This window comes from Bacillus sp. A1 (genome assembly GCF_042296235.1).
GTDB lineage: Bacteria > Bacillota > Bacilli > Bacillales > Bacillaceae > Bacillus > Bacillus velezensis.
This window is the reverse complement of sequence record NZ_CP141181.1, coordinates 3,222,749-3,245,066: the sequence shown is the minus strand read 5'-3', so window position 1 is coordinate 3,245,066 and position 22,318 is coordinate 3,222,749. Positions and strand designations below refer to the sequence as shown.

At 48.2% G+C, this 22,318-nt stretch carries 25 protein-coding genes; 19 read left to right on the top strand and 6 right to left on the bottom strand.

What is annotated here, in order from left to right:
* Positions 1-26: 26 nt before the first annotated feature.
* A complete protein-coding gene (locus U2H13_RS16025) occupies positions 27-182 on the bottom strand; it encodes a YvrJ family protein (RefSeq protein WP_014418860.1) in 156 nt (51 codons plus the stop codon).
* 241 nt (positions 183-423) lie between these two features.
* Between U2H13_RS16025 and U2H13_RS16020 the strand changes: the two genes are divergently transcribed.
* The 5 genes from U2H13_RS16020 to U2H13_RS16000 all read left to right on the top strand — a co-directional run bounded on the left by U2H13_RS16020 (position 424) and on the right by U2H13_RS16000 (position 4,766).
* A complete protein-coding gene (locus U2H13_RS16020; protein ID WP_088056565.1) occupies positions 424-960 on the top strand; it encodes a sigma-70 family RNA polymerase sigma factor in 537 nt (178 codons plus the stop codon).
* Positions 957-1,193, top strand: coding sequence for a sigma-O factor regulator RsoA (gene rsoA, locus U2H13_RS16015; RefSeq protein WP_014418858.1), 237 nt, complete (start codon positions 957-959; stop codon positions 1,191-1,193). The genes U2H13_RS16020 and rsoA overlap by 4 nt, the downstream gene beginning before the upstream one ends.
* A gap of 172 nt (positions 1,194-1,365) precedes the next feature.
* Positions 1,366-2,085 (top strand): response regulator transcription factor, encoded by a 720-nt coding sequence (locus tag U2H13_RS16010; RefSeq protein WP_003151779.1) that lies wholly within the window; start codon positions 1,366-1,368, stop codon positions 2,083-2,085.
* Positions 2,082-3,824 carry a HAMP domain-containing sensor histidine kinase gene (locus tag U2H13_RS16005; RefSeq protein WP_021494020.1) on the top strand — a complete coding sequence of 581 codons (1,743 nt, stop codon included), beginning with the start codon at positions 2,082-2,084 and terminating at the stop codon, positions 3,822-3,824. The genes U2H13_RS16010 and U2H13_RS16005 overlap by 4 nt, the downstream gene beginning before the upstream one ends.
* A gap of 63 nt (positions 3,825-3,887) precedes the next feature.
* Positions 3,888-4,766, top strand: coding sequence for an SMP-30/gluconolactonase/LRE family protein (locus U2H13_RS16000; protein ID WP_063637066.1), 879 nt, complete (start codon positions 3,888-3,890; stop codon positions 4,764-4,766).
* Positions 4,767-4,817: 51 nt separating this feature from the next.
* Here the strand turns inward: U2H13_RS16000 and U2H13_RS15995 are convergent, their stop codons facing one another.
* Complete coding sequence (locus U2H13_RS15995; RefSeq protein WP_022553756.1) at positions 4,818-5,609, bottom strand: SDR family NAD(P)-dependent oxidoreductase; 792 nt, start codon at positions 5,607-5,609, stop codon at positions 4,818-4,820.
* A gap of 187 nt (positions 5,610-5,796) precedes the next feature.
* Here U2H13_RS15995 and U2H13_RS15990 point away from each other — a divergent pair, with 187 nt between their 5' ends.
* The 11 genes from U2H13_RS15990 to U2H13_RS15940 all read left to right on the top strand — a co-directional run bounded on the left by U2H13_RS15990 (position 5,797) and on the right by U2H13_RS15940 (position 15,632).
* Positions 5,797-6,741: an ABC transporter substrate-binding protein gene (locus U2H13_RS15990; protein ID WP_012118415.1), complete on the top strand. Its 945-nt coding sequence runs from the start codon at positions 5,797-5,799 to the stop codon at positions 6,739-6,741.
* Positions 6,704-7,750 (top strand): FecCD family ABC transporter permease, encoded by a 1,047-nt coding sequence (locus U2H13_RS15985; RefSeq protein ID WP_376700535.1) that lies wholly within the window; start codon positions 6,704-6,706, stop codon positions 7,748-7,750. Before U2H13_RS15990 ends, U2H13_RS15985 begins: the two co-directional genes overlap by 38 nt.
* On the top strand, positions 7,747-8,973 hold the full coding sequence (locus U2H13_RS15980) for an ATP-binding cassette domain-containing protein (RefSeq protein WP_160216580.1): 1,227 nt from the start codon (positions 7,747-7,749) through the stop codon (positions 8,971-8,973). The genes U2H13_RS15985 and U2H13_RS15980 overlap by 4 nt, the downstream gene beginning before the upstream one ends.
* Positions 8,970-9,539: a cob(I)yrinic acid a,c-diamide adenosyltransferase gene (locus U2H13_RS15975; protein WP_100262002.1), complete on the top strand. Its 570-nt coding sequence runs from the start codon at positions 8,970-8,972 to the stop codon at positions 9,537-9,539. Before U2H13_RS15980 ends, U2H13_RS15975 begins: the two co-directional genes overlap by 4 nt.
* A 164-nt stretch (positions 9,540-9,703) precedes the next feature.
* Positions 9,704-10,972, top strand: a complete 1,269-nt coding sequence (locus U2H13_RS15970; protein ID WP_014418851.1) for an MFS transporter — start codon at positions 9,704-9,706, stop codon at positions 10,970-10,972.
* A gap of 166 nt (positions 10,973-11,138) precedes the next feature.
* Positions 11,139-11,519 (top strand): protein liaI, encoded by a 381-nt coding sequence (locus tag U2H13_RS15965; RefSeq protein ID WP_007410056.1) that lies wholly within the window; start codon positions 11,139-11,141, stop codon positions 11,517-11,519.
* Positions 11,520-11,532: 13 nt separating this feature from the next.
* Positions 11,533-12,210: a stress responsive protein LiaH gene (gene liaH / locus U2H13_RS15960; protein ID WP_007410057.1), complete on the top strand. Its 678-nt coding sequence runs from the start codon at positions 11,533-11,535 to the stop codon at positions 12,208-12,210.
* A gap of 105 nt (positions 12,211-12,315) precedes the next feature.
* A complete protein-coding gene (locus U2H13_RS15955; RefSeq protein ID WP_376700534.1) occupies positions 12,316-13,185 on the top strand; it encodes a DUF4097 domain-containing protein in 870 nt (289 codons plus the stop codon).
* 26 nt (positions 13,186-13,211) lie between these two features.
* Positions 13,212-13,943: a cell wall-active antibiotics response protein LiaF gene (gene liaF, locus U2H13_RS15950; RefSeq protein WP_029973590.1), complete on the top strand. Its 732-nt coding sequence runs from the start codon at positions 13,212-13,214 to the stop codon at positions 13,941-13,943.
* Positions 13,940-15,022, top strand: a complete 1,083-nt coding sequence (gene liaS, locus U2H13_RS15945; RefSeq protein ID WP_022553751.1) for a two-component system sensor histidine kinase LiaS — start codon at positions 13,940-13,942, stop codon at positions 15,020-15,022. Before liaF ends, liaS begins: the two co-directional genes overlap by 4 nt.
* Positions 15,000-15,632 carry a response regulator transcription factor gene (locus tag U2H13_RS15940; protein ID WP_003151798.1) on the top strand — a complete coding sequence of 211 codons (633 nt, stop codon included), beginning with the start codon at positions 15,000-15,002 and terminating at the stop codon, positions 15,630-15,632. The genes liaS and U2H13_RS15940 overlap by 23 nt, the downstream gene beginning before the upstream one ends.
* A 41-nt stretch (positions 15,633-15,673) precedes the next feature.
* On the opposite strand, the gene U2H13_RS15935 is transcribed toward U2H13_RS15940, so the two are convergent.
* The 3 genes from U2H13_RS15935 to U2H13_RS15925 are packed head-to-tail and all read right to left on the bottom strand — an operon-like array spanning position 15,674 to position 19,300.
* On the bottom strand, positions 15,674-16,786 hold the full coding sequence (locus U2H13_RS15935; protein ID WP_021494015.1) for a Ger(x)C family spore germination protein: 1,113 nt from the start codon (positions 16,784-16,786) through the stop codon (positions 15,674-15,676).
* Positions 16,783-17,883 carry a spore germination protein gene (locus U2H13_RS15930; RefSeq protein WP_014418846.1) on the bottom strand — a complete coding sequence of 367 codons (1,101 nt, stop codon included), beginning with the start codon at positions 17,881-17,883 and terminating at the stop codon, positions 16,783-16,785. The genes U2H13_RS15935 and U2H13_RS15930 overlap by 4 nt, the downstream gene beginning before the upstream one ends.
* Positions 17,858-19,300 carry a spore germination protein gene (locus U2H13_RS15925; RefSeq protein ID WP_021494014.1) on the bottom strand — a complete coding sequence of 481 codons (1,443 nt, stop codon included), beginning with the start codon at positions 19,298-19,300 and terminating at the stop codon, positions 17,858-17,860. Before U2H13_RS15925 ends, U2H13_RS15930 begins: the two co-directional genes overlap by 26 nt.
* Before the next feature lie 116 nt (positions 19,301-19,416).
* On the opposite strand from U2H13_RS15925, the gene U2H13_RS15920 reads away from it, so the two are divergent.
* Positions 19,417-19,602 carry a YvzF family protein gene (locus U2H13_RS15920; RefSeq protein WP_003151806.1) on the top strand — a complete coding sequence of 62 codons (186 nt, stop codon included), beginning with the start codon at positions 19,417-19,419 and terminating at the stop codon, positions 19,600-19,602.
* A 67-nt stretch (positions 19,603-19,669) separates the two neighbouring features.
* Positions 19,670-21,058 (top strand): class II fumarate hydratase, encoded by a 1,389-nt coding sequence (gene fumC, locus U2H13_RS15915; protein WP_014418844.1) that lies wholly within the window; start codon positions 19,670-19,672, stop codon positions 21,056-21,058.
* A gap of 36 nt (positions 21,059-21,094) precedes the next feature.
* Here fumC and U2H13_RS15910 read toward each other — a convergent pair whose 3' ends face one another.
* A complete protein-coding gene (locus U2H13_RS15910; RefSeq protein ID WP_065180472.1) occupies positions 21,095-21,970 on the bottom strand; it encodes a TetR/AcrR family transcriptional regulator in 876 nt (291 codons plus the stop codon).
* Positions 21,971-22,148: 178 nt separating this feature from the next.
* Here U2H13_RS15910 and spxO point away from each other — a divergent pair, with 178 nt between their 5' ends.
* Entirely contained in the window at positions 22,149-22,313 is a 165-nt protein-coding gene (spxO, locus tag U2H13_RS15905; RefSeq protein ID WP_007410067.1) for an anti-adapter protein SpxO, read from the top strand.
* Positions 22,314-22,318 lie beyond the last annotated feature (5 nt).

Sequence of the window (22,318 nt, the reverse complement as noted above, 5' to 3'; positions counted from 1 at the left end):
GATGAAAAGTCAACTTCGAGTGAAAATTAATTTTTCATTTTCTGATCTTTCAGTTCCGTCATCAGTTCGATCAGGGCGTCAAACTTCTTCTCAAACCGTGTGAGAAGATACATGGCAATCAGAGCCGGAAAGCCGAGATTGCCGATCTGTCTGACCGTTTCTTCTATAAAAACCTGATCCATTATCAGCCACCTCCTGACTTGACCTGCAGTCATGTATATAAGTGAAAGAAAGAGCGGCTCCTGTAAACCTGATATCCCGGTTGAGGGTCTTTTTTTGTTCCGGCAAAACCGGGACATAAGGAATACGGAATCTTAGTCGGAAAGGAGTAGTTTACTTTTTTTTGCTTTCTTTCATTTAATTTAAATAGGGGGCGGTTTTATGGACTATCAAGTTCTTTTACGGTCAAAATGCAAGGAAATTATGAAACATCCGATCGTTAAACATTTTTTAAGTGACCCAAAGCATTACGAGAAATTTAAAAATGTGCTGGAACATTCAGACGAGAAGGATGCAAAATCACTGGACGACCATTTTAAGCAGTTTTATAAGGAAATCCGGATCATCAAATATATGAACTCTATGATCCGGATTTTCTCAATCGATTTTGACAAGCGCATCCGTAAAAATCAGAAGCGCTATCCGCTGACGGTGGATCAGCCGGAGGGAGGTGAAGCGCTTCCCTATGAAATGGGAAAAGACGCGTATGAAGAGTTTCTGCGGAAGCAGGGGGATTTGAGCCAGCATGTCCAAAACCGTGATTTATACGAAGCGCTTCAGACGTTAACCGATAAGCAAAAAAGCGTGCTGACGAATATTTATCTTCACGGAGCGACGATGAAGGAGATTGCCGAGTCGCTGGGTGAATCACGGCAGAACATTTCTAATATTCATAAAAAAGGGCTCGATAATCTCAGAAAGCATCTGGACAAGCAAAAAAAGGGGGAAAATAAGCAGTGAACGGGCCATTTGACTTCAGCAAAGAGAACACAGATACCGACGAAATGGAACTTTTGATTTCGCGTTTTTCGCCAATGATAAAAAAAAAACTGAGCAATACATCATACCAGGAAAGAGAAGATCTTGAACAAGAATTGAAGATTAAAATAGTTGAAAAAGCGGACATGCTGTTATGCCAGGACGTGCCGGGTTTTTGGGAATTTATTCTTCATCTTATAAATGAAAGCTCCTGACAAAAGCGGCGGAATGATGGATATTCCGCTCTGACAACGTGAGAAAAACGAGAAGAGATGTCCGGTCTCGTTTTTCTTTTCTGTTTCCCCGCAAGACCTCCGCACTAAAAAAGTACCAAATCTTATCCATATAATGATATGATGAAAAAAACAAAGAGAAAGGAACGTCCAAGTGGAAAATGCGTCAATTTTAATTGTAGACGATGAGAAGGCGATCGTTGATATGGTCAAACGCGTTCTCGTCAAAGAAGGCTATCACAACATTAAGACAGCCGGAAGCGCTGAGGAAGCGATCGAGTTTGTTAAACATGAAACCGCGGATCTGCTCGTGCTGGATGTGATGATGGAAGGCATGTCCGGTTTTGAAGCATGCACCGAAATCCGGAACTATACCGACGCTCCGATCTTTTTTCTGACTGCCCGTTCTTCTGATGCGGATAAGCTGTCAGGATTTGCATTGGGAGCTGACGATTATATAACAAAGCCGTTTAATCCGCTCGAATTGGCGGCGCGGATCAGGGCGACGTTAAAGAGAACCTATAAGCGCGAAGAGAAAACGGCGGTAAAGACGTATTCATACAGCCATTTTTCCTATTCACCGCAAAACGCCGAGCTGATCGTCGGGGGCGAGCCCGTCAGCTGCTCCGCACAGCTTCTGCAGCTGCTTCAATATTTCTGTGAACACCCTGATGTGGTGCTCTCAAAAGATCAGATCTATGAAAAAGTATGGGGATATCCGTCTTACGGCGACAACAACACCGTCATGGTGCATATCCGCAAGCTCAGAGAAAAGATTGAAAAAGACCCCAGCAATCCGTCCTATATTGTAACGGTGCGCGGCCTCGGTTATCGGTTTATTCCCGATCAAGGAGAAAAAGGAACCCGCTCATGAGAATGCGCGGAAAATTTCTGCTCCACTTTTTCGGACAGCTGCTGCTTGTCATCCTGCTGATGTCCGTTTTGGCCGTCGCTTCTTTCTTCTATTTGGATTGGCGTTTCAGCGAAGCGGAAGCCAATGCGGGACTGACCAAAGCGACGGCGGACTCGTTTGAAGCATGGCTTGATAAAAATGAAGACGGCACATGGGATGTCGATGAGTTTTTAAAGATGTCGGTCAGAAAGCAGAAGGGCTGGCTGCAGATCATTAATGACAATGAAAAAACGGACTATGCGTACAGAGTGCCGAAAGACGTCCCGAGCCATTACAGCAGAAAAGACCTCTTATCCATTTATCAGTACCGGAATTTTGACAACTACAAGCTGAATTACTGGACGGTCACGATAAATGATGAGACCTATTTGATTCTGTTCGGCTGGAAATCCGCCAGTGAGCAGCTTCTCACTTACATCGAATCACAGGAGCCATCCCTCGCTTCCCTTTCTCAATATAAAAAAAGCACGATTGATTATATTAAACGGGAAAAAGGGGCGGTCTACCTTCTCGAAGACAGCGGCAGACTGCTCGGGGATATCAACAGCACGAAAAAAGAACGGAACACCGTCAATGAGCTTGAATTGCTGAAATACAGTTCCAAGCCGTGGAATTACAAACGGGAAATTTCTTTTAAAAGACTCGATAAAACGAAATGGATGGTCGCGTCGGTGCCGAACCCCGTGTACATCCCCGATCACGAGTTTAACAAATCATTTTTGAGAAATGTGTTGAAAACCCTCTTCCTCTTGATCGGAATCCTGGTATTTATGATCTGCATCCTGACCATCTGGTACTCTTTCCGTTTCGGCTGGCCGCTGTTTCATACCATCAAATGGCTCGTCAATTTATCAAAGGGCCGGCTTGAAGAGCCAAAGAACCGCAAAGGACAGCCGGTCAGCAAAAACAAAAAAGGCAAAACAAAGCAGCCGTTCCGCTTTTTCGCCGAGATTTTCGAATCGATGGATCAGCTGACCGACACGCTGAAGCGGGATAAGAAAAACAGAGAAAAAATCCAGGCGACAAGGGAAGAATGGATCGCCGGGCTGAGCCATGACTTAAAAACCCCGCTGAGCACGATTTACGGCTACAGCATGATGCTTGAATCGAAGCAATACGACTGGACCCCGGAAGAAGTCAAAGAAATGGGGCAGATCGTCCGGGAAAAATCAGAATATATGTCCAAGCTGATTGAGGACTTAAACTTAACATACCGCCTCAAAAACGCGGCCCTCCCGATCGAACGGCGGCTGATCAACGTCGTGCCGTTTATCAGAAACGTCACGAACGATTTCACGAAAAATACGTTCTCGGAAGGCTATGACATCGCCTTTGAAACCAAAAAGGAAGACATTCTTTTCGCCATTGATGAAGCGTGGTTCCGCCGTGTTCTGGAGAATCTGCTGGCAAACGCGGTTAAGCATAATAAGAAAGGGACCGCCATTCGGGTCGTGCTTGAGGAATCAGCCGAACAGCTCATTCTGAAGGTGAAAGATAACGGAAGAGGAATGGACGACGAAACGATTCACCAGCTGTTTAACCGTTATTACCGGGGAACGAATACGAAAGGTCCGTCAGAAGGAACGGGACTCGGGCTCGCCATTGCCAAGGAGCTGGTACACCTTCATAACGGAACCATCCATGTCAACAGCAGAATCAGCGCCGGAACGGTGATTACGATTCTTTTTAAAAAAGATTGAGTTTGGACGCCGCTTTGTCGGGAATAACAATAGAAGACTGACAAGCAAAAGAGGTGTTCACACATGGAAGCAGCATTACGAGCAGATACGAGAGCAGTAATCGGAGAAGGCCCTTTATGGGACAAGGACAAGCAATGCCTGTACTGGGTGGATATACTGGGCAGCCAGCTCCATATCTTCACTCCGGCTGACGGAATCAACCGTTCCGTTAAATTCAAATCATTTGTCACGGCTCTGGCCTTGTATTCAAAGGAAGAGCTGGTGATGACGATGAAAGACGGTTTTTACCTGTACAATCTTCGGGAAGATACATTGACGAAGATGAAGCAGCCTAGAGACATGCGGGAAGATATCCGTTTCAATGACGCAAAATGCGACCCGTCCGGCAGATTATGGGCAGGAACGACGAGCATGGAAGGCAAAGAAGAGGAGGCTTCGCTGTACCGTCTGAATACGGACGGCAGCCTTGCCAAAATAAAAGACCAGGTCTCCACCTCGAACGGTTTGGATTGGGATCGGGACCGAAACCTGATGTACTATATCGATACTCCGACGCAGGAAATCGTCTGTTATTCATATGATCCTGAAACCGGAGCCGTATCAGATCCGAAAACGGTCTACCGCTTTCCGGAGTCGCAAGGATCTCCCGACGGAATGACCATTGACCGTGACGGAATGCTGTGGGTGGCTCTGTTCGGAGGCGGCCGTGCCGTCCGGATTGACCCGTTTTTGCATAAGGAAATTGCATCTATCGAAGTTCCGGCGAAATACGTCACCTGCTGCGCGTTCGGAGGCAGAGACTTGAACACGTTATACATTACGACCGCGACGGAAAAATTGACGGAAGCCGAAAGACTTGAGCAGCCGCATGCGGGCGGCCTGTTTTCAGCAGAGCTTGAGACGGGCGGCTGGGAGCCGGTTCCGTTTGCAGGCATGATGTAAAAAAAAGCCCTGGCATATGGGGAAGTTCCCATTGTGCCGGGCTTTTTTGTGTTAAATGGAGCGGATGATGCCGCCTTCAACCCGCTGTGCGGTGCCGTTAATGGCAGAAGCCGCTGATGAAGCGAGAAATACAATCGTATTGGCGACTTCTTCCGGGGTTGCATAGCGCTGAATCAATGATGTCGGTTCATTCACTTTAAAATAATTCCGGACGAAGCTGTCCGTGTCTTCTCCGGCAGCCTTTGCGGCTCCTTCCATGTAAGAAGCGACGCCTTCGGTCCATGTCGGTCCCGGCAGCACGGAGTTGACCGTGACATTTGTGCCTTTCGTCATTTCAGCCATTCCCCGGGACAAGCTGATTAACGCCGTTTTCGTCATTGAATACGGAATCATTTGCGCAAGCGGTTTGACTCCGGCTTCACTGGAGATGTTCAGAATCCGTCCGCTGTTTCTTTCGAGCATTTGCGGCAGAAAACGCCGGCACAGGCGCACGGCGCTCATAACATTCACTTCAAAATACCGAGTCCATTCGTCATCAGACACCTCAGCGAAGTCCTTTACTTCAAAAAAGCCGAGATTATTGACGAGAATATCGACTTCCCCGATTCCGCCGGCGCGCTTGATCAAGTCATCCGCCTCATCCTGACGCGATAAATCCGCAGCGATGCCGTGGACCGTTCCGTAAGCGGAAAGCTCCTCAACCGTCCGTTCCACAGTTTCTTTTTTTCTTCCGTTTATAATCACCTCGGTGCCTTCGGCTAAAAAGCTTTTTGCCGCGGCTTTTCCGATGCCTGAAGTTGATCCTGTAATCAACACGAGCTTTCGTTCAAGCTGTAATTCCATGATAATCCTCCTTTTTACACCATTGTGTAACAGTATACATGATGAATTTTAGTGTGTACGAACAATTTGCTTTCATGCAAAAAGGCCGGATATACAAGCCTTAAAGACTTATAGTATAATTACTGCGAAAAAAGGATACGAATGTCAAAGAGACAACCGTTTACCATAATCAGGGGGAGTTAAAAGAATGAAGAAGATCACTGCCGTCTGGGCGGCGCTCTTGGTCACCGCCTTTGTGATCGCCGGCTGTTCCGGCGCACAGGAAGAAGGAAGCGCGGCCAAACAAAAAGCCGTCTCAACCGAAGCATTCCCGGTAACCATTAAGGATGCCGCGAACGAAAAAGTAACCATAAAGCAGGCACCGGAAAAAATCGTTTCCCTCATGCCGAGCAATACGGAAATTACATACGCGCTCGGACTGGGAGATAAGGTCGCAGGCGTCACGACAAATGATACATATCCGAAAGAAGCGGTAAAAAAACCGAAAGTCGGAGATATGAATGTGAACGCTGAAAAAGTCATCGCGCTGAAGCCGGATCTCGTGCTTGCCCACGCGTCCTCTATGTCCGCTTCCGCCGATGCGATGAAGCAACTGAAAGATGCGGGCATCACCGTCTTAACGGTCAATGATGCGCAATCGTTCCAAGACGTGTACAAATCAATCAGCATGATCGGAAAAGCGGCCGGCAAAGAAAAGCAGGCGGATAAGCTGATCAAATCGATGAAATCCGACCTTTCCGGCATAGAAAAGAAAGCGGCGGCCATTTCTGAAAAAGACGAAAAGAAAGTATTCGTCGAAGTGTCTCCTGACGGCTACACGACGGGGAAAGGCACGTTTATGAACGAAATGCTTGAAGATATACACGCGAAAAACGCCGCCGGCAGCCAGACCGGCTGGGTGCAATTGACGGATGAAGCGATTGTCAAAATGAATCCGGACGTCATCATTACGACAGACGGCGTAAAGGCCGCTGAAGTGGAAAAACGCGCCGGCTGGGGTGCCGTCAATGCGGTCAAACACCACAATGTCTATTCTGTTGATCCCGACCTTGTCACACGCTCAGGCCCGCGCCTTGTCAAAGGGGTCGAGAAGCTTGCAGAAAGCGTTTATCCTGAAACGTTTAAAAAGTAACCGCCCGCTGGCCTACACGGTCAGCCTGCTGTTTTTAGCCGTTTGTACGGCACTCGGCATTTCAATCGGCAGTCTGCATATTCCTTTATCCGACGTTTTTTGGATCGGGATCGGCCGGACATCCTCGGCTGACCCTATGAATGTAAATATTATGATGAATATCCGCCTGCCGAGAGTCGTTCTGGCTGCCCTTGTCGGAGCCGCGTTATCCATTGCGGGAGCGGCGTTTCAGGGACTTCTGAAAAATCCGCTCGCCGATCCTTATACACTCGGGGTATCTTCGGGAGCCTCGGCGGGAGCCGTTATCACCTTGTTTTTCGGCATTCAGATACCCGTCATCGGCCGGTTCACACTACCGGTTGTCAGCATCGCCGCAGCCATTGCGGTCATGGCGGCGGTTCTGTTTTTCAGCCGCCTCGTTCATGCGTCGATGTCGGTTTCGACACTCATTTTGACAGGCATCATCATGAATTCTTTTCTCGGAGCTCTCATTTCGCTTGTGATCGCTTTAACGGGCAATGATCTGCTCCCGATTGTCCGCTGGCTGTTAGGAAGCGTGTCAATGAGGGGCTGGGGCTATGTCGCGCTGTTTCTGCCTTTTTTTCTGGCCGGGACGGCGCTTCTGCTTATCAATGGCAAAGAATTAAACATTATGACTTATGGAGAAGAAAAGGCAAGGCTGTTAGGCGTCAGTACGGGAAAAAGAAAACTGCTGATGATCGCCGCCGGATCTCTGCTGACGGGAGGAGCGGTTGCCGTCTCGGGGACGATCGGATTTGTCGGCCTTGTCATTCCCCACGTGACACGGCTCTTATGGGGAACGGATAATCGCCATTTACTGCCGCTGTCAGCATTGACGGGGGCCGGGTTTCTCATTTTGGCGGATTTGTTTTCCCGCACCGTCATTGAGCCTGTCGAATTGCCGATCGGCATTATGACGGCTTTGGCGGGAGCGCCTGTATTTGCCTTGATTCTGCTTCGCCAGCATCATGGAGGGAAACGCTTATGATCAGGGTGAGCAGCCTGTCCGGCGGGTACGGAGGCCGGATGATTGTGGAAGATGTCAGCTTTACCGCCGGAAAAGGTGAATTTGTCGGCATACTCGGTCCGAACGGCTCGGGAAAAACAACGCTGATGAAATTGCTGACGGGAATGCTCTCTCCGTCAAAAGGCGAGGCGCTCGTAGCAGGCAGGCCCGTCGGCGGATACAAGCCGCGGGAGCTTGCGAAAATCATGGCCGTTTTGCCGCAGCATACGGAGCAAGCTTTTACATTTACCGTTAAGGAAACAGTGTCCTTCGGCAGATACCCGTATCAAAAAGGACTCTTCAGACAGATGGATCAACATGATGAAGACATTGTCCGGGAAGCGATGGAAATGACGGGCATCGACCGATATGCGCAGCAATCCGTCCGCAATCTGAGCGGCGGGGAGCGGCAGCGCGTCTATCTGGCGCAGGCGCTGGCTCAGCAGCCGGAGGTACTGTGTCTGGATGAGCCGACGACCTTTCTTGATCTCAAATATCAGAAAGACCTGCTTGATACGGTGAAGCGGCTGACGAGAGAAAGAGGCCTGACGGTCATCAGTATTTTTCACGACCTAAACGCCGCAGGCCAATATTGTGATCAGCTCCTGATGATGAAAGACGGACGCGCTTTTCCGAAGCAGACGCCGGATCAGGCTTTGAAAAAAGAGACGATTGAAGACATTTACGGTATCACCGTCAGCGCTGTTGCCCAGCAATCATCGCCGAAACCGCTGATCGCTTTCATGCCGGAAGCGCGGGAGGAAGGAGAGCCTGTCAACGTTCCGTTCGCCTCTCTGATAAACAAAAGCGGAAATACCGTAACGCTTCATACAGAACGGCCGTTCAGAATGTTGACAACCGCATCTGACGGCCCGGGATTTTCGTGGAGCCGCCGGCTTTCCGGCTCAGCGGCCGCTGGTTTGATCTGCCGTACGTTTGATTCGGTCACAATTGCCGTGACTGCGCAGCATACCGTTTGGGTGCTGATCAGCGGACGTTTATCGGAACAGGGATTTGTACGGCTGTTAACGGCAGCGGCAGAAGCGAGAATGCAGGCTCTTTCCGGCAGACAGGCAAAAGGCGACATTGTCATTTGTGCCTTGCAGACAGGAGAGGCGATGGACGTCCCTCAAGCGGAAAGAGCCATCAGAAGAGGAACCGCGGCATGTGTAAAAGCGGCGGAAGAAGGAGGAATACAACGATGAAGCTGTATACGAAAACCGGCGATAAAGGACAGACAAGCCTGATCGGCGGCAGAACGGATAAAGACAATCTGCGGGTTGAAAGCTACGGGACGATCGATGAGCTGAACAGCTTTATCGGGCTTGCGATTGCGGAACTTGATGATTGTGAGAATTGCGGTGATGTGAAAGCCGAACTCCGAAACATTCAAAATGAGCTGTTTGACTGCGGCGGCGACTTGGCGACGGTCACTGAACATAGAAGCTATACATTAAGAGAGACATCTATTTCCGCATTGGAAGAGTGCATAGACCGTTACACGGCTGAAGCGCCCCCGCTTGAGAAATTTATTCTTCCGGGCGGGCATAAGGCGGCTGCTCAGCTTCACATCGCGCGGACCGTCACGAGACGGGCTGAGCGTCTCGTCGTGAAACTGGGCAAAACAGAAGAGATAAACGATACGGTGATGCGTTACTTGAACCGCCTGTCTGATTATTTTTTCGCGGCGGCAAGAGCAGTTAACGCAAGACAGGGCGTTCAGGATATAGAGTATGAAAGAAGCGCCGCGGTATTCCGTGATGATGAATAATGTTTTGTTCAGCCGGCAGCAGCAAGCCGGCTGTTTTTTTATAGAGATATCCATCAATTGAACCTTTATTGACAGGAGGAAAATGTATCTTATGCATTATTGACTGAAAAATTAAAAAATGAGATATTATAAGAAACATTGTAAAATAATGGGGGATTTGATAGATGGATACATATAATAAGAGCGAGAGCATCTGGAATAAAAATTTCACCCTTCTGTTTATCTCAAGGCTGGTTAAATTGTCAGGCGACGGTTTTGCCTTTAATTCCATTCTGTGGTTTTTGATTTTTGACGGGGAAGGCGCGATCGGCACGTCCCTGCTCATTGCGGTCACGTTCCTTCCGGAGGCGATGCTGGCGCCGATTACCGGGCCTTTTATGAAGCAGCATACGCTGAAATTCTGGATGTATTTCTCCGACCTCACGCGCGCGGCGGTTGTGCTGATTATTCCGATCTGTTATTTTAACGGTTTTTCTCCTTTATGGTTTGTCATGCTTCTCATGATTGTGCATTCAGCCACGGGAGCCGCTTATAATCCTGCATCCATCTCGTTAATCCCCAATATTGTCAGAGAAAACAGCCTGCAGAAAGCGAATGCGGTCATCCAGTCATCAGGCCAGATCGTCAGGCTTGCCGCCATTACGCTGAGCGGGGTGTTCTTAACATTTATCAGTCCCGCTTATTCTTTGTTTATCGCTCTTATATTCTATCTTCTATCAGGTTTTCTCGTACTCTTTATGTCATACCAAGTCCGGCATGCCAAACAGGATACCGTCGCCGTCAGACAGCGCGGGACGTATTTCGGAAGGCTCAAACGGGGTTTCGTTCTTGTCAGGAAACACCAGATTTTATACCCGCTCGCCATCTATTGTATCTTCATGAATTTTGCGGCCGCTCCGTGGGAGGCGCTCTCTGCCGTTTATGTCGCCGAAGATTTAAACATGCCGCCGATCATCTACTCGCTTTTGAAAGCGACAGGAACGGGCGGAGCCTTTTTAATGGGTTTTATTTTGGCTAAGGTGAAGGTGAACAAATACGGTCTCCTGTTTGTGTCAGCGGGAATCATAGAAGGAGCGGCATTTTTCATTACCGGCCTCAACACTTTTCTGCCGCTCGTCTTCCTCGCCGCGTTTGCGTTCGGATCTGCCGTCAGCGCGATTAATGTGCCGGAATATACGATTATTCAGACGTCTGTGGACCATGATGACCAGCCGCAAGTCTATGCTGTCATCCATATGATTTCAAACATATCCATTCCGCTCGGCGCGGTTCTTTGCGGATATGCGGCTAACGCCTTCGGTCCCGGAAAAGTCATTGCCGCCGGCGGTCTCGTTGAAGTCCTGTCCGGTCTCGGAATATTGTTCTTTACGAAGCTGGCCAAAGCCGAACGCTCAGATCTCATCAGGGAAAAAGAAGCGAGCATCAGAATATAGATTTTTCGTAAAACGCCCTGCGCCGTCCGGTGCAGCGGCGTTTTTTTATGCGAAGGTCCGGGGGCTTATACGACTCCGGTCTGATATGAAAATCAATCTCTGACTCGTTTTGCCGGCCGCGGGATTTGTTTATAGTAAAGACAAGGAAAACGAAAGGAGGATCTGCATGAATATAAATGGTAAAACGGCAGGCGGCTTTCTGCTGATTGTGTTCGGACTTTCTGTCTTTTTCGGAGGAGGCCATTTCGCATTTATCATCCCGCTGGCGATCGGAGGCCTGATGCTTTACTGGGGAATCAAACGTTTTTCAAAAGGCCGGGCGGTATCGGGTATCATCGCGGGCGTCATCGGAGCTATGATTCTCGTCGGTTCTCTTCCATTTATCGTTGCGATCGGACTGGCCGGCGCCATGGTGTATTTCGGGTGGAAGATGATGAAGCAGGGCGGCTCAGACACCGCTTCCCGCCAGTATGAACCGGAAGCGGCATCACCGGGCTATCAATCCGGATTTGACTCTGAGTGGGAAGAATTTCTGAAGAAAAAATAAGGAGGAAGACAAAATGGTCTTAAAAAGAATAAGAAATATGTTCGTCGCATCTGTTAACGAAGGGCTTGATAAATTAGAAAATCCGAAAGTCATGCTGAATCAATATGTGCGTGATATGGAAAGTGACATCGCCAAGGCGAAACAAACGATTGTCAAACAGCACACGATCGTTCATCAGTTTAAGAAAAAACAGGAAGACGCCTCCGAAACGGCGGCAAAACGGAAAAACCAGGCTCAGCTTGCTTTTGACGCCGGGGAAGAGGAGCTAGCGAAAAAGGCGCTGACTGAAATGAAATACCTTGAGGGAAAAGCGGCCGAACATGAAAAAGCGTATGAGCAGGCGAAAACACAGCTGGCAGAGCTGAAAGAGCAGCTGGAAACTTTAGAAACGCGCCTCCGCGACGTAAAGGATAAAAAACAGGCGCTCATCGCCCGCGCGAACGCGGCAAATGCGAAGGAACATATGAACGCTTCTTTCGACAAAATTGACAGCGAAAGCGCCTACAGAGAGTTCCTTCGAATGGAAAGCCGCATTGAAGAAATGGAAGTCCGCGTCAAATACGGCACTTCAGCTGAGGCGAACACAGAATACAGCCGCTCCCAATATTCAGATGAGGTGGAAGCTGAGATTGAAAAAATGCGCTCGCTTTCTCTGGAAAAAACAGAGCGTCAAAAAGCGGCTCATGAATAATGTGCACAAGGGAAGATCGGCGCGTTTACGCCTCTTCCCTATACGCACGTATCAATTCTCCGGCTTTTCCTTTATAATAAAATGAATGAAAAAGGATGGAACGTAATGAAGCGTAAGATTGCCAAAGGACTGATGGCGGCGTCCGTTCTGATCTGCTGTCTGTTTTTGGTGAAAGAAGTGTTTGCCGGGCGTTTTTTTCCGCTGTACGAAACAGAAGCGGAATCGGCAAGCATACCGCCGCGTGCCGTCAACAGCCTGTCGGTTTCATCGGAACAGACGGATGTGAAAATCATCGCGGAAGCGCGGAATGATATCGCGGCAAACATGACGGGACCGGCGGGGAAAATGTTTGTCCAAAACAGGGGAAAGACCCTCAATCTTAAAGCGAAGGAGAAAGGGTTCCAATTTCTGAATCTCTTTCAGCGCCCTCTGCTGATTGTCCGCATTCCGTATGATTATCATCGGGACATCACCGTCCATACATCAAACGGCAGCATTGCCATTGACGGAAACAAGGGGCTGTCTCTTGCGCACCTCGGCGTCCGTTCTGTAAACGGGAATATGTCGCTGAAGCACGTGAAGACGGATGTGTTTGAAGCGAAGGGGCTGTCGGGCAATCTCACAGCAGCAGGCCTTGCGGCAAAAACGGGGGATGTCCGCTTATCCTCGGGACATGTCGGGCTTCAACATGTGGCGGGGGCCCTTGACGTGCGGGTCGCTTCCGGCAGTGTCGACGCCTCGCTTGAGACGGCGGATGCTCCCGTATCCGTCAGGCTTGCGAGCGGCAGCGCAGCGATCAGCATGCCGAAAGACGGAAGTTTTACGGTGAACGCCGAGACGGCAAGCGGAAGGATTCAGCCGTCTTATTCCTTTGAGAAAACGAGGAAGGAAGGCGGGGCATTTACCGGCATGAAAGGCAGCGGCGCCAGGCCGATTGATATAAAGGTGACGAGCGGCAATATTGCACTGCAATAGTCAAGGAAAGGAGGGGCAAGCAGCTGATGGCAAAAAAACAGATTCTCGGACTTATCATCGCCTTATTAGGCGTCAGCATGTTTTTGCGTATTATCGGCATCGGCGACTTCTTGTTTTGGCCGCTCTTTTTTCTGATCACAGGTTATATTTTTAATAAATATTCCCGCGGCTGGCTCGGCTCCGTCCTGTATATCTTCGCCGCTTTTTTATTTTTTAGAAACCTGTTCAGCGCCACCTTTAACCTGTTCGGCTATGCCTTCGCCGCCTTTCTCATCTACGCGGGCTACAGGCTCCTGAAAGGAAAGCGCGTGTATGAACATAAAGAGAAGAAAATCAATCTTGAAAAAGAAGAGCAGCCAAAGCCTTCCGCCCAGACGGAAAGCAGACAGCCGGACCTCCGCAGCTTTTTTATCGGCGAGCTGCGGATGATGAAGGACCCGTTTGAGCTGAATGATTTAAATGTTTCCGGATTCATCGGCGATGTGAAAATTGATTTGTCAAAAGCGATGATTCCCGAAGGAGAAAGCACGATGACCATCAGCGGTGTCATCGGCAATGTCGATGTGTACGTCCCGCCGGATATCGAAGTGTCCGTCAGTTCATCGGCTTTTATCGGCGATATGAACCTGCTCGGCTCTAAGAAAAGCGGCATGAGCCCGAATCTGTATAAAGTATCGTCTGAGTACGGCGACTCGCCGCGGCGGATTAAAATTTCAATTTCGTTATTCATCGGCGATGTGGATGTGAAGTATTTATGAGGAAAAAATTACTCGCCAATATTCAGTGGCGCGCCATGCGGATGACCGCGGGACTCAGTCTGCTCCTTTGCACGGTGTTTATTACGCTGATGCTGCTGTATTACGGGCTTGACCCAATGCTGCTGTTATCTTCCGGCTGGTTCGGTATTCCGTTTGTGGTCATCCTGCTTTTGGCGTCTCTTTCGGCGGGATTGATTTCCGGTTATGTATACGGCGGCCGCCTGAAAACAAGAATGGATACACTGATTGAAGCGGTTTTGAAATTTGAAAACGGCAATTTTGCTTATCGGGTGCCGCCGCTCGGTGATGATGAAATCGGTCTGGCGGCAGACCAGCTCAACGAAATGGCCAAGCGGGTCGAGCTCCAGGTCACATCGCTGCAAAAGCTCTCCAACGAACGTGCGGAATGGCAGGATCAAATGAAAAAATCGGTCATCACTGAAGAACGCCAGCGGCTGGCGCGCGATCTGCACGATGCCGTCAGCCAGCAGCTCTTTGCCATTTCTATGATGACATCCGCCGTTTTAGAGCAGGTGAAAGATGCGGATGACAAAATCGTCAAACGGATTCGCATGGTTGAACATATGGCGGGGGAAGCGCAAAACGAGATGAGAGCGCTGCTATTGCATTTGCGGCCCGTCACTTTAGAAGGAAAAGGCTTAAAAGAAGGGCTGATTGAGCTGTTAAAAGAGTTCAAAGCGAAGCAGCCGCTGGATATTGAGTGGGACATCAGCGATACGGGTGTGTCAAAAGGCGTTGAAGACCATCTGTTCCGCATCGTGCAGGAGGCGCTTTCCAACGTTTTCAGACATTCAAAGGCGACCAAGGTCACCGTCAGGCTCGGCGCGAAACATCAAAAGCTGCAGCTTAAAGTCATTGATAATGGGGCGGGTTTTACGATGGATCAAGTGAAAGCATCCTCATACGGCCTGCATTCCATCAAGGAAAGAGCGAGTGAAATCGGCGGCATAGCGGAAATTATCTCCGTAAAGGGAAAAGGCACGCAGATCGACGTGAAAGTCCCGATTTATCAGAAAACAAAAGGAGAGAACGACAGTGATTCGAGTGTTACTGATTGATGATCATGAAATGGTCAGGATGGGTCTGGCCGCATTTTTAGAAGCACAGCCGGACATTGAAGTCGCCGGTGAAGCATCAGACGGGCAGCAGGGCGTCGATCTGGCCGCAGAGCTTTTGCCGGATGTGATTTTAATGGACCTTGTCATGGACGGCATGGACGGCATCGAAGCGACAAAACAGATCTGCGCGAAACTCAATGACCCGAAAATCATCGTGCTGACGAGCTTTATTGATGACGACAAAGTGTATCCGGTGATCGAAGCGGGAGCGCTCAGCTATTTGCTGAAAACGTCCAAGGCGGCAGAAATAGCCGAAGCCATCAGAGCGGCTGCCAAGGGCGAACCGAAGCTTGAATCGAAGGTGGCGGGAAAAGTGCTGTCAAGGCTGCGCCATTCAGAGAATCAGCTTCCGCATGAAACGCTGACAAAAAGAGAACTGGAAATCCTCTGTCTCGTCGCGGAAGGCAAGACGAATAAAGAGATTGGTGAAGAGCTGTTCATTACGATTAAAACGGTAAAAACCCACATTACGAATATATTGTCAAAGCTTGATGTCAGTGACCGCACGCAGGCAGCCGTATATGCCCACCGCAATCATCTCGTGACATAAGAAAAGGAGAGCGGCGCCAGCACACTCTCCCGAAGACAGGGTCATTGGGACATTCCCTTTGTTCCGAAATCCCTGATGGCGACTTTGACTTTGTATTCAATATCCGATTCACTGAAGTGATGGTCCCAGTCAGAGGATATCTTTTTCCATTTATCGGGATAATGAATCCGGACTTGATCGCCTAACCCGGTAATATCCACTTTCAACTCATGCTGCATGTAATCAATGAATGCCATGACATCTGAATGAATGCTGTGTTTTACCGCGTTTTTGATTTCATTTATATAGGACTCCTTGAAGGAATCTTCTTTCGGATTCCAATCCTCAGACAGACGGCCTTCAACAAACCGGGTGACGATAAACTTGAATTTTCCGTGTTTATATTGTGTTTTCACATTATATTTGCTGGAAAATACTTCGAAGGATAAATAATGATTGTCATGCTTTGCAAACGTGACGCCCCCCTTTACTGTGCCTGTGAACAGGTTCATATTCTGGACTTGTAAAGGCGTTAAATTCGCATACCAGAATTTATTTTTAATAATGGTAGCGCCCCAGATTTCCAGTCTGCTGCCCACTTGGCGCACTTGAGGAAGGGCAAAGGTCTCGCCTTTGGCGATTTTCTCGGATATTTCCCCCAATGTCACGGGCTCCATCATCCGGATGGTGACCGAATTATTCTCCGTTAAGTCATAGATCGTATTTGACGCAGGTTCTCCCTGGTCACTGATTTTGAAAATATCTTTCGTTTTATCCGGCACCGTCATCACATTGCAGCTTCTTCTCGTACCGTTGTCTCTGATAAATTGGTTCATCAATGCGTCAAGCGGAATGTTATCCTTTAACAGCACTTCGGAAAACAGCATGATACGCAAGTGCTGGGAGAATGCGGGGTGATTTTTTAACGATGCCGTTCTTAATGCTTGATGGACGGTTTCCCCGGGAGTGGACGTTACTTTTGTCGTATCGCCTGACGACGACTGCTGGGAACTTGCTTTTTGCGGGATCAGAATCTGCTGTGTCACTTCCACATTTTCTTCCTCGGGTTTATCGAGCCCGACCCCGATAACGAGGCTCAAGTCTTCTATATTGCGGCTGTCCCAGCACCCGGCCAAAAGCAATGTGCAAAGCATGATTACGATGTATTTCTTCATTGCGCTTTTTTCACCTTCCTTTTCACAGCGACGACTCCAAACATCAGTAAAGGCAGCAAAAAGAAAACCAAGAAGATATAGCCGAGAATATCACTGAACATCAACAGCTTGTTGCCGTCTTTTGGCATCAATGATCCGAAGAATGTCGCGATCCCTACGAAGATGATCCCTTTTTTCTGCTTCAGCCCGAAAATTTTATTAAGAGCTGATGTCGCGAAATACCCGTACGAGACATAGGTGGCGAAAAATTGGATGATCCAGACAACAAGCAAAAAGGACTCGAACCTTTCAATAAAAAGCCCTTTGATTTCAAATGATTGAAAGAGCGCGATCGTAGGCCAGATCATTGTTTTGACATCTTGGGTGGTTAAGGCGCCGACGACGAGTACGTAGGTAATGATGTATAAAATAATCGGGATGCCAAAGCCCATGGCCGATACGCGGAATGTGTGCTTTTTATTTTTGAGGTACTCGGGGAGAAACAGCATAATCTCAATTCCCAAGAAGGAAACAGAAACGACGGTCAAGGAAGCCATAACGGGAGAAAACCCCTGCCCGAGCACCGGCCGCAGGTTGTCCAGATCAAATATTTTAAAGCTGAAAGAAAACACCACCAGCAAAATAATGATCGTAATCGTTAAATAGAAAGGAAAGAGCCTGCCGATATCGCTCATGCCGCCGATAATTAAATAAACGGAACAGGCGATAAAGATAAACAGCGTGACCGGCACGGGCGTTCTTTCCAATAAAAAAAACTTGACCATTTCCGCCATCGCCCGGGCTTCGAAGCTGGCGACTCCTATAAAATAGAGACAGATCATAAGATTGACGATATTTCCCGCCCATTTGCCGAGTCCTTCATTCATATAATCAAATAATGATCCGTACTGATGCTTTTTCATAATGAGCGTATTGAGATAAATCAAAAAGATAAAGATGACGCCTTCCAGACATAACGCGATCCAGCCGTCCGGAGAATTTGCCCTTGATGACAGCGCCCGCGGCATGGTGAGGAGTCCCGCGCCGAGCATCGTGTTTGAAATCAACGCTGTCCCTTGATAGCTTGTAAGCTTATTGTGAGTTGTTTTCTGGCTCATTTACGTTTTTCGCCTCTTTTGGTTGATTTTTAATAGGGAGACGGAGAATAGAGTCGTTTGCGTTTTTTAAGCTGAAAAATCCATTCGGCGAGAAATACGGAGAACCGAAGCTTCGCTGTCTCGATAAATGAGTGTAGATCGCCAGCATAAATAAAATCATGCCGTACAGCCCGAAAGCTGCCGCGGTAAACATCGAAATGAAACGGAGCACACGGAACGACAGACCCATCCCGTACTGCGGCACCGTAAATGAAGCGAGCGCGACAATGCTGACCACGATGACCATGATGGAGCTGACAATATTCGCTTCAACGGCCGCTTGGCCGATGACAACTCCGCCCACCAATCCGATCGTCTGGCCGAGCGGGCTGGGAAGCCTCAAGCCCGCTTCTCTCAGCAGCTCTATCGTAATTTCCATTACCATCGCTTCAATGATAGGCGGGAAGGGAACGTTTTCTCTGTTCGCCGCGATGGTGACTGCAAGCGACGTCGGCAGCAGCCCTTGGTGAAACGAAACGAGGGCGATATAAATGGACGAAAAAAACAGCGTAATAAAAATAGACGTAAACCGCAGCGCCCGGATGAGCGAGGCGGAAATCCACCGTTCATAATAATCATCGGGAGACTGCATTAAAATTCCTAAAGAAGCCGGAACCACCAGCGCAAACGGCGAGTTGTCGACAAGGATGGCGACGCGGCCGTTGAACAAGGCGGAAGAGACTTTATCAGGCCGTTCCGTATTTTGTATTTGCGGAAAGGGCGAATACTTATTATCCTCAATAAGCTCCTCAAGCGTTCCGGAATCCTGGATGTCGTCCATCTTCACTTCGCTGAGGCGCTTTACAACATCGCTGACGACAGACGGGTCCGCCTCATCATCTATGTACATGACAGTAGCGTATTTTAACTTATTTTCTCCGATCGGAACCTTTTTCGTTTTCAGCTTCGGATGGTTCGTGCGCTGCCTGATCATGGCGACGTTTGTATCAGAATCTTCTATGAAGGCGACTTTCGGACCTCTTACGACCTTTTCGGATGTGGGTTCATTCACGCTTCTTTTTTCTCTTTTTCCCGTGGACAAAATGTATACGCTGTCAAGTCCGTTAATAAACACGGCGCATTTTCCCCGCAGAATGGAGATGACGGCTTCCTTCGACGTAAAGACGGGACGGGCGTCGATCTTATCAAGACGTTTCGCCACCGTATCCAGCGTCAGAGTGTCTTCCTCCCGAAGCAGTGTTTCCATCGCCTCTTTTATTTTGTCTTCGTCGTTCATTTCACTCAGATACATATAATAAAAAACAAGCCCGTTCGGAAGCATCTTTTTATTTTGAACCAGGTCATCATTCTGCTCTACGTGGGGAAGCACCAGTGCCAGATTAACGTGTATGTATTCCTTGAATTCCGATTGCGTCATCGACAGTCACCCGCCTTCCAATCCTTAATTGAGGTTATCTTTTCCTGTTAAAAAAATGATATACTATGATAAAGTATTTAATGGTACAAGTTTTTTTATGAAAGCGGAGGAGAGATGTGGCACAAGTCAGACTGGCAGGAAATGCCGAAGAAATTGAACAGCTCATCAAATCATTTGAAGCGCATTACGAAGTGGCTTACACGTCGAAAGAATACCGTAAAACAAATCCGAAGTATAAATACTCAAAGGATTCGCGCGTCTATCTTGAGCTGAAATTAAAAACGGCCAAGGCCGAAAAATAAAAAGGGTTTCATCTGTTACTGGCGAATAATACTCAGGGTGAAGCAACTGTTATGGAGGGATACATAAATGGACTACAGAATTGAAAAAGACACCATGGGAGAAGTTAAAGTTCCGGCAGATAAATTTTGGGGCGCTCAGACACAGCGCAGCAAAGAGAACTTCAAAATCGGTTCAGAGAAAATGCCTCAGCGTGTTGTGAAGGCGTTTGCAATATTGAAAAGAAGCACAGCGATCGCCAACGAACGCCTCGGCAACTTAGAGTCTGAAAAAGCACAGGCGATTGCCGCTGTATGTGACGATGTTTTAAACGGCAAATACGACGATAACTTTCCGCTCGTTGTCTGGCAGACGGGAAGCGGCACGCAAAGCAACATGAACATGAATGAAGTGGTGGCCAACCGCGCGACTGCTTTATTGAAAGAAAAAAATTCCGAGCTGAAGATTCATCCGAATGATGACGTTAACCGCAGCCAAAGCTCAAACGATACATTCCCGACGGCGATGCACGTTGCGGCGGTTCTTGCTGTATATGAGCAGCTCGTTCCGGCGCTTGATCAGCTGCGCGCGACGCTTGATGAAAAAGCGAAAGCTTATCAGGATATTGTGAAAATCGGACGCACGCATTTGCAGGACGCCACTCCGCTGACGCTCGGACAGGAAATCAGCGGCTGGGTATACATGCTTGACCGATCGAAAGAAATGATTCTTGAGTCAACGGAAAAAATCCGCGCGCTTGCCATCGGAGGCACGGCAGTCGGCACGGGAATCAACGCCCATCCGCAGTTCGGTGAATTCGTCGCGGAAGAAATCACAAAAGTAACGGGGCAGACATTCAAGAGTTCGCCTAACAAATTCCATGCGCTCACAAGCCATGATGAAATCACTTACGTTCACGGCGCGTTAAAAGCATTGGCTGCCGACCTGATGAAGATTGCCAACGATGTCAGATGGCTGGCCAGCGGCCCGCGCTGCGGAATCGGCGAAATCGTCATTCCTGAAAATGAGCCGGGAAGCTCTATCATGCCGGGCAAAGTCAACCCGACGCAAAGTGAGGCGCTGACAATGATCGCCGCGCAAGTGATGGGAAATGACGCGACAATCGGATTTGCGGCCAGCCAAGGAAACTTCGAGCTGAATGTCTTCAAACCGGTTATTATTTATAACTTCCTGCAGACCGTGCAGCTGCTCAGTGACGGAATGAATTCCTTCCATGACAAATGCGCTGTCGGTATTGAGCCGAACCAAGAGACGATTCAGGAAAATCTCTCTAACTCATTAATGCTTGTTACGGCGCTTAACCCGCACATCGGTTATGAAAACGCCGCGAAAATCGCCAAGCTTGCCCACAAAGAAGGCCTGACGCTGAAAGAAGCGGCATTACAGCTGAACCTTCTGACAGAAGAACAATTTAATGAAATGGTGCGTCCGGAAGATATGGTGCACCCGAAAGCATAAAAAGAAAGAACGGCTGCAGTCATTGCGGCCGTTCTTCTAAATAAACTGCTGTTTCAGTAAAAATCTGAGCTGTTCTGCATCTTCAGCCAGCAGGTCGGATTCCTTCAAATTCAAAATCATTCCTTTGATGATTGCCGGTTTCGGCGACTTTTTCTTCATTTCCGCTTCCAGAATATCCAAGCTCTCGGTGAATTCGGATGCTTGCGCCTTGTCCATCGTGCCGATGCGCGTGCGGAGGGTCTGCAAGATCGATTGGCTTAAAGGATCGGGCTGCCCGTTATGAAGGGGCCCAAACAGTGAGCTTGCCTCATCAAGAGAAATAAACGCTTCATCATGTCTGTCCGCCATTCCGTTTACGATGTCATCAATTCTGTGAATCACGGTATTTGCCAAAAGCGAAGGCTGTACGGACCGGCCGGTCAGAATGAGATATTCAAGATACATCTGACTGATTCCTTCTATTAAAAAACAAAGCTCGGCTGTGTATGGTTCAGCTTTTTCTCCGTAAATAGCAAGAAGACTGTCGATATGAAACTGCAGGATCGACCGGCGGATTCTCTTTCCGCACTGCGCCGCTTCTTCGGTATAAGGAAGTGAACCGTCTTTCATCTGCATGGTAATAAAATCCTGATGGGTGAGAATCGATTCGTAAAACACCGCAAGCTGTTTTTGATAAGCGGCTCTCGGACTGTCACCCTCCGTTTGGATCGTCGTGATTCGGGTAAACGTTTTATCATAGTAGTAATTCAGCATGGATAGAAGCAGTGCTTCTTTGGAAGGAAAGTATAGATAAAAAGCGCCTTTTGAGATTTTGCATTCATCGGCGATTTCCTGAACCGATGTAGATTTGTACCCTTTTCGGGCAAACAGTTTAATTGCTGCTTCAATGATCAGCTTTTCTTTTTCCTTCAATGGTTCCACCCTTTCGGAGCCAGGAGGCTGGCTTGTCCTTCTTATGTATGACTATATGGTCATATTGATATTCCGTAAATTTAACCTGATTGTAACTTGTTTTTTTGTTTTGTTTTATTTATATTATAAAGTGAGCTGACCGAATGGTCAAAGTTCTGGCGAAAGGGTGAATCTGAAAATGAAAGAATTAGATGAAATGATCAGCCGCTTGCGAAACAGAGGAATTAAAGTCGAAAAGGTGAAATATCCGAAAAAGACAATTTGTGAAAAGAAATGGGTTCATCAATGCCAAAAACCGCTGAAAACAAACTACAGAGATTTTAACGGCTATTCCTTCACATAAAAAAA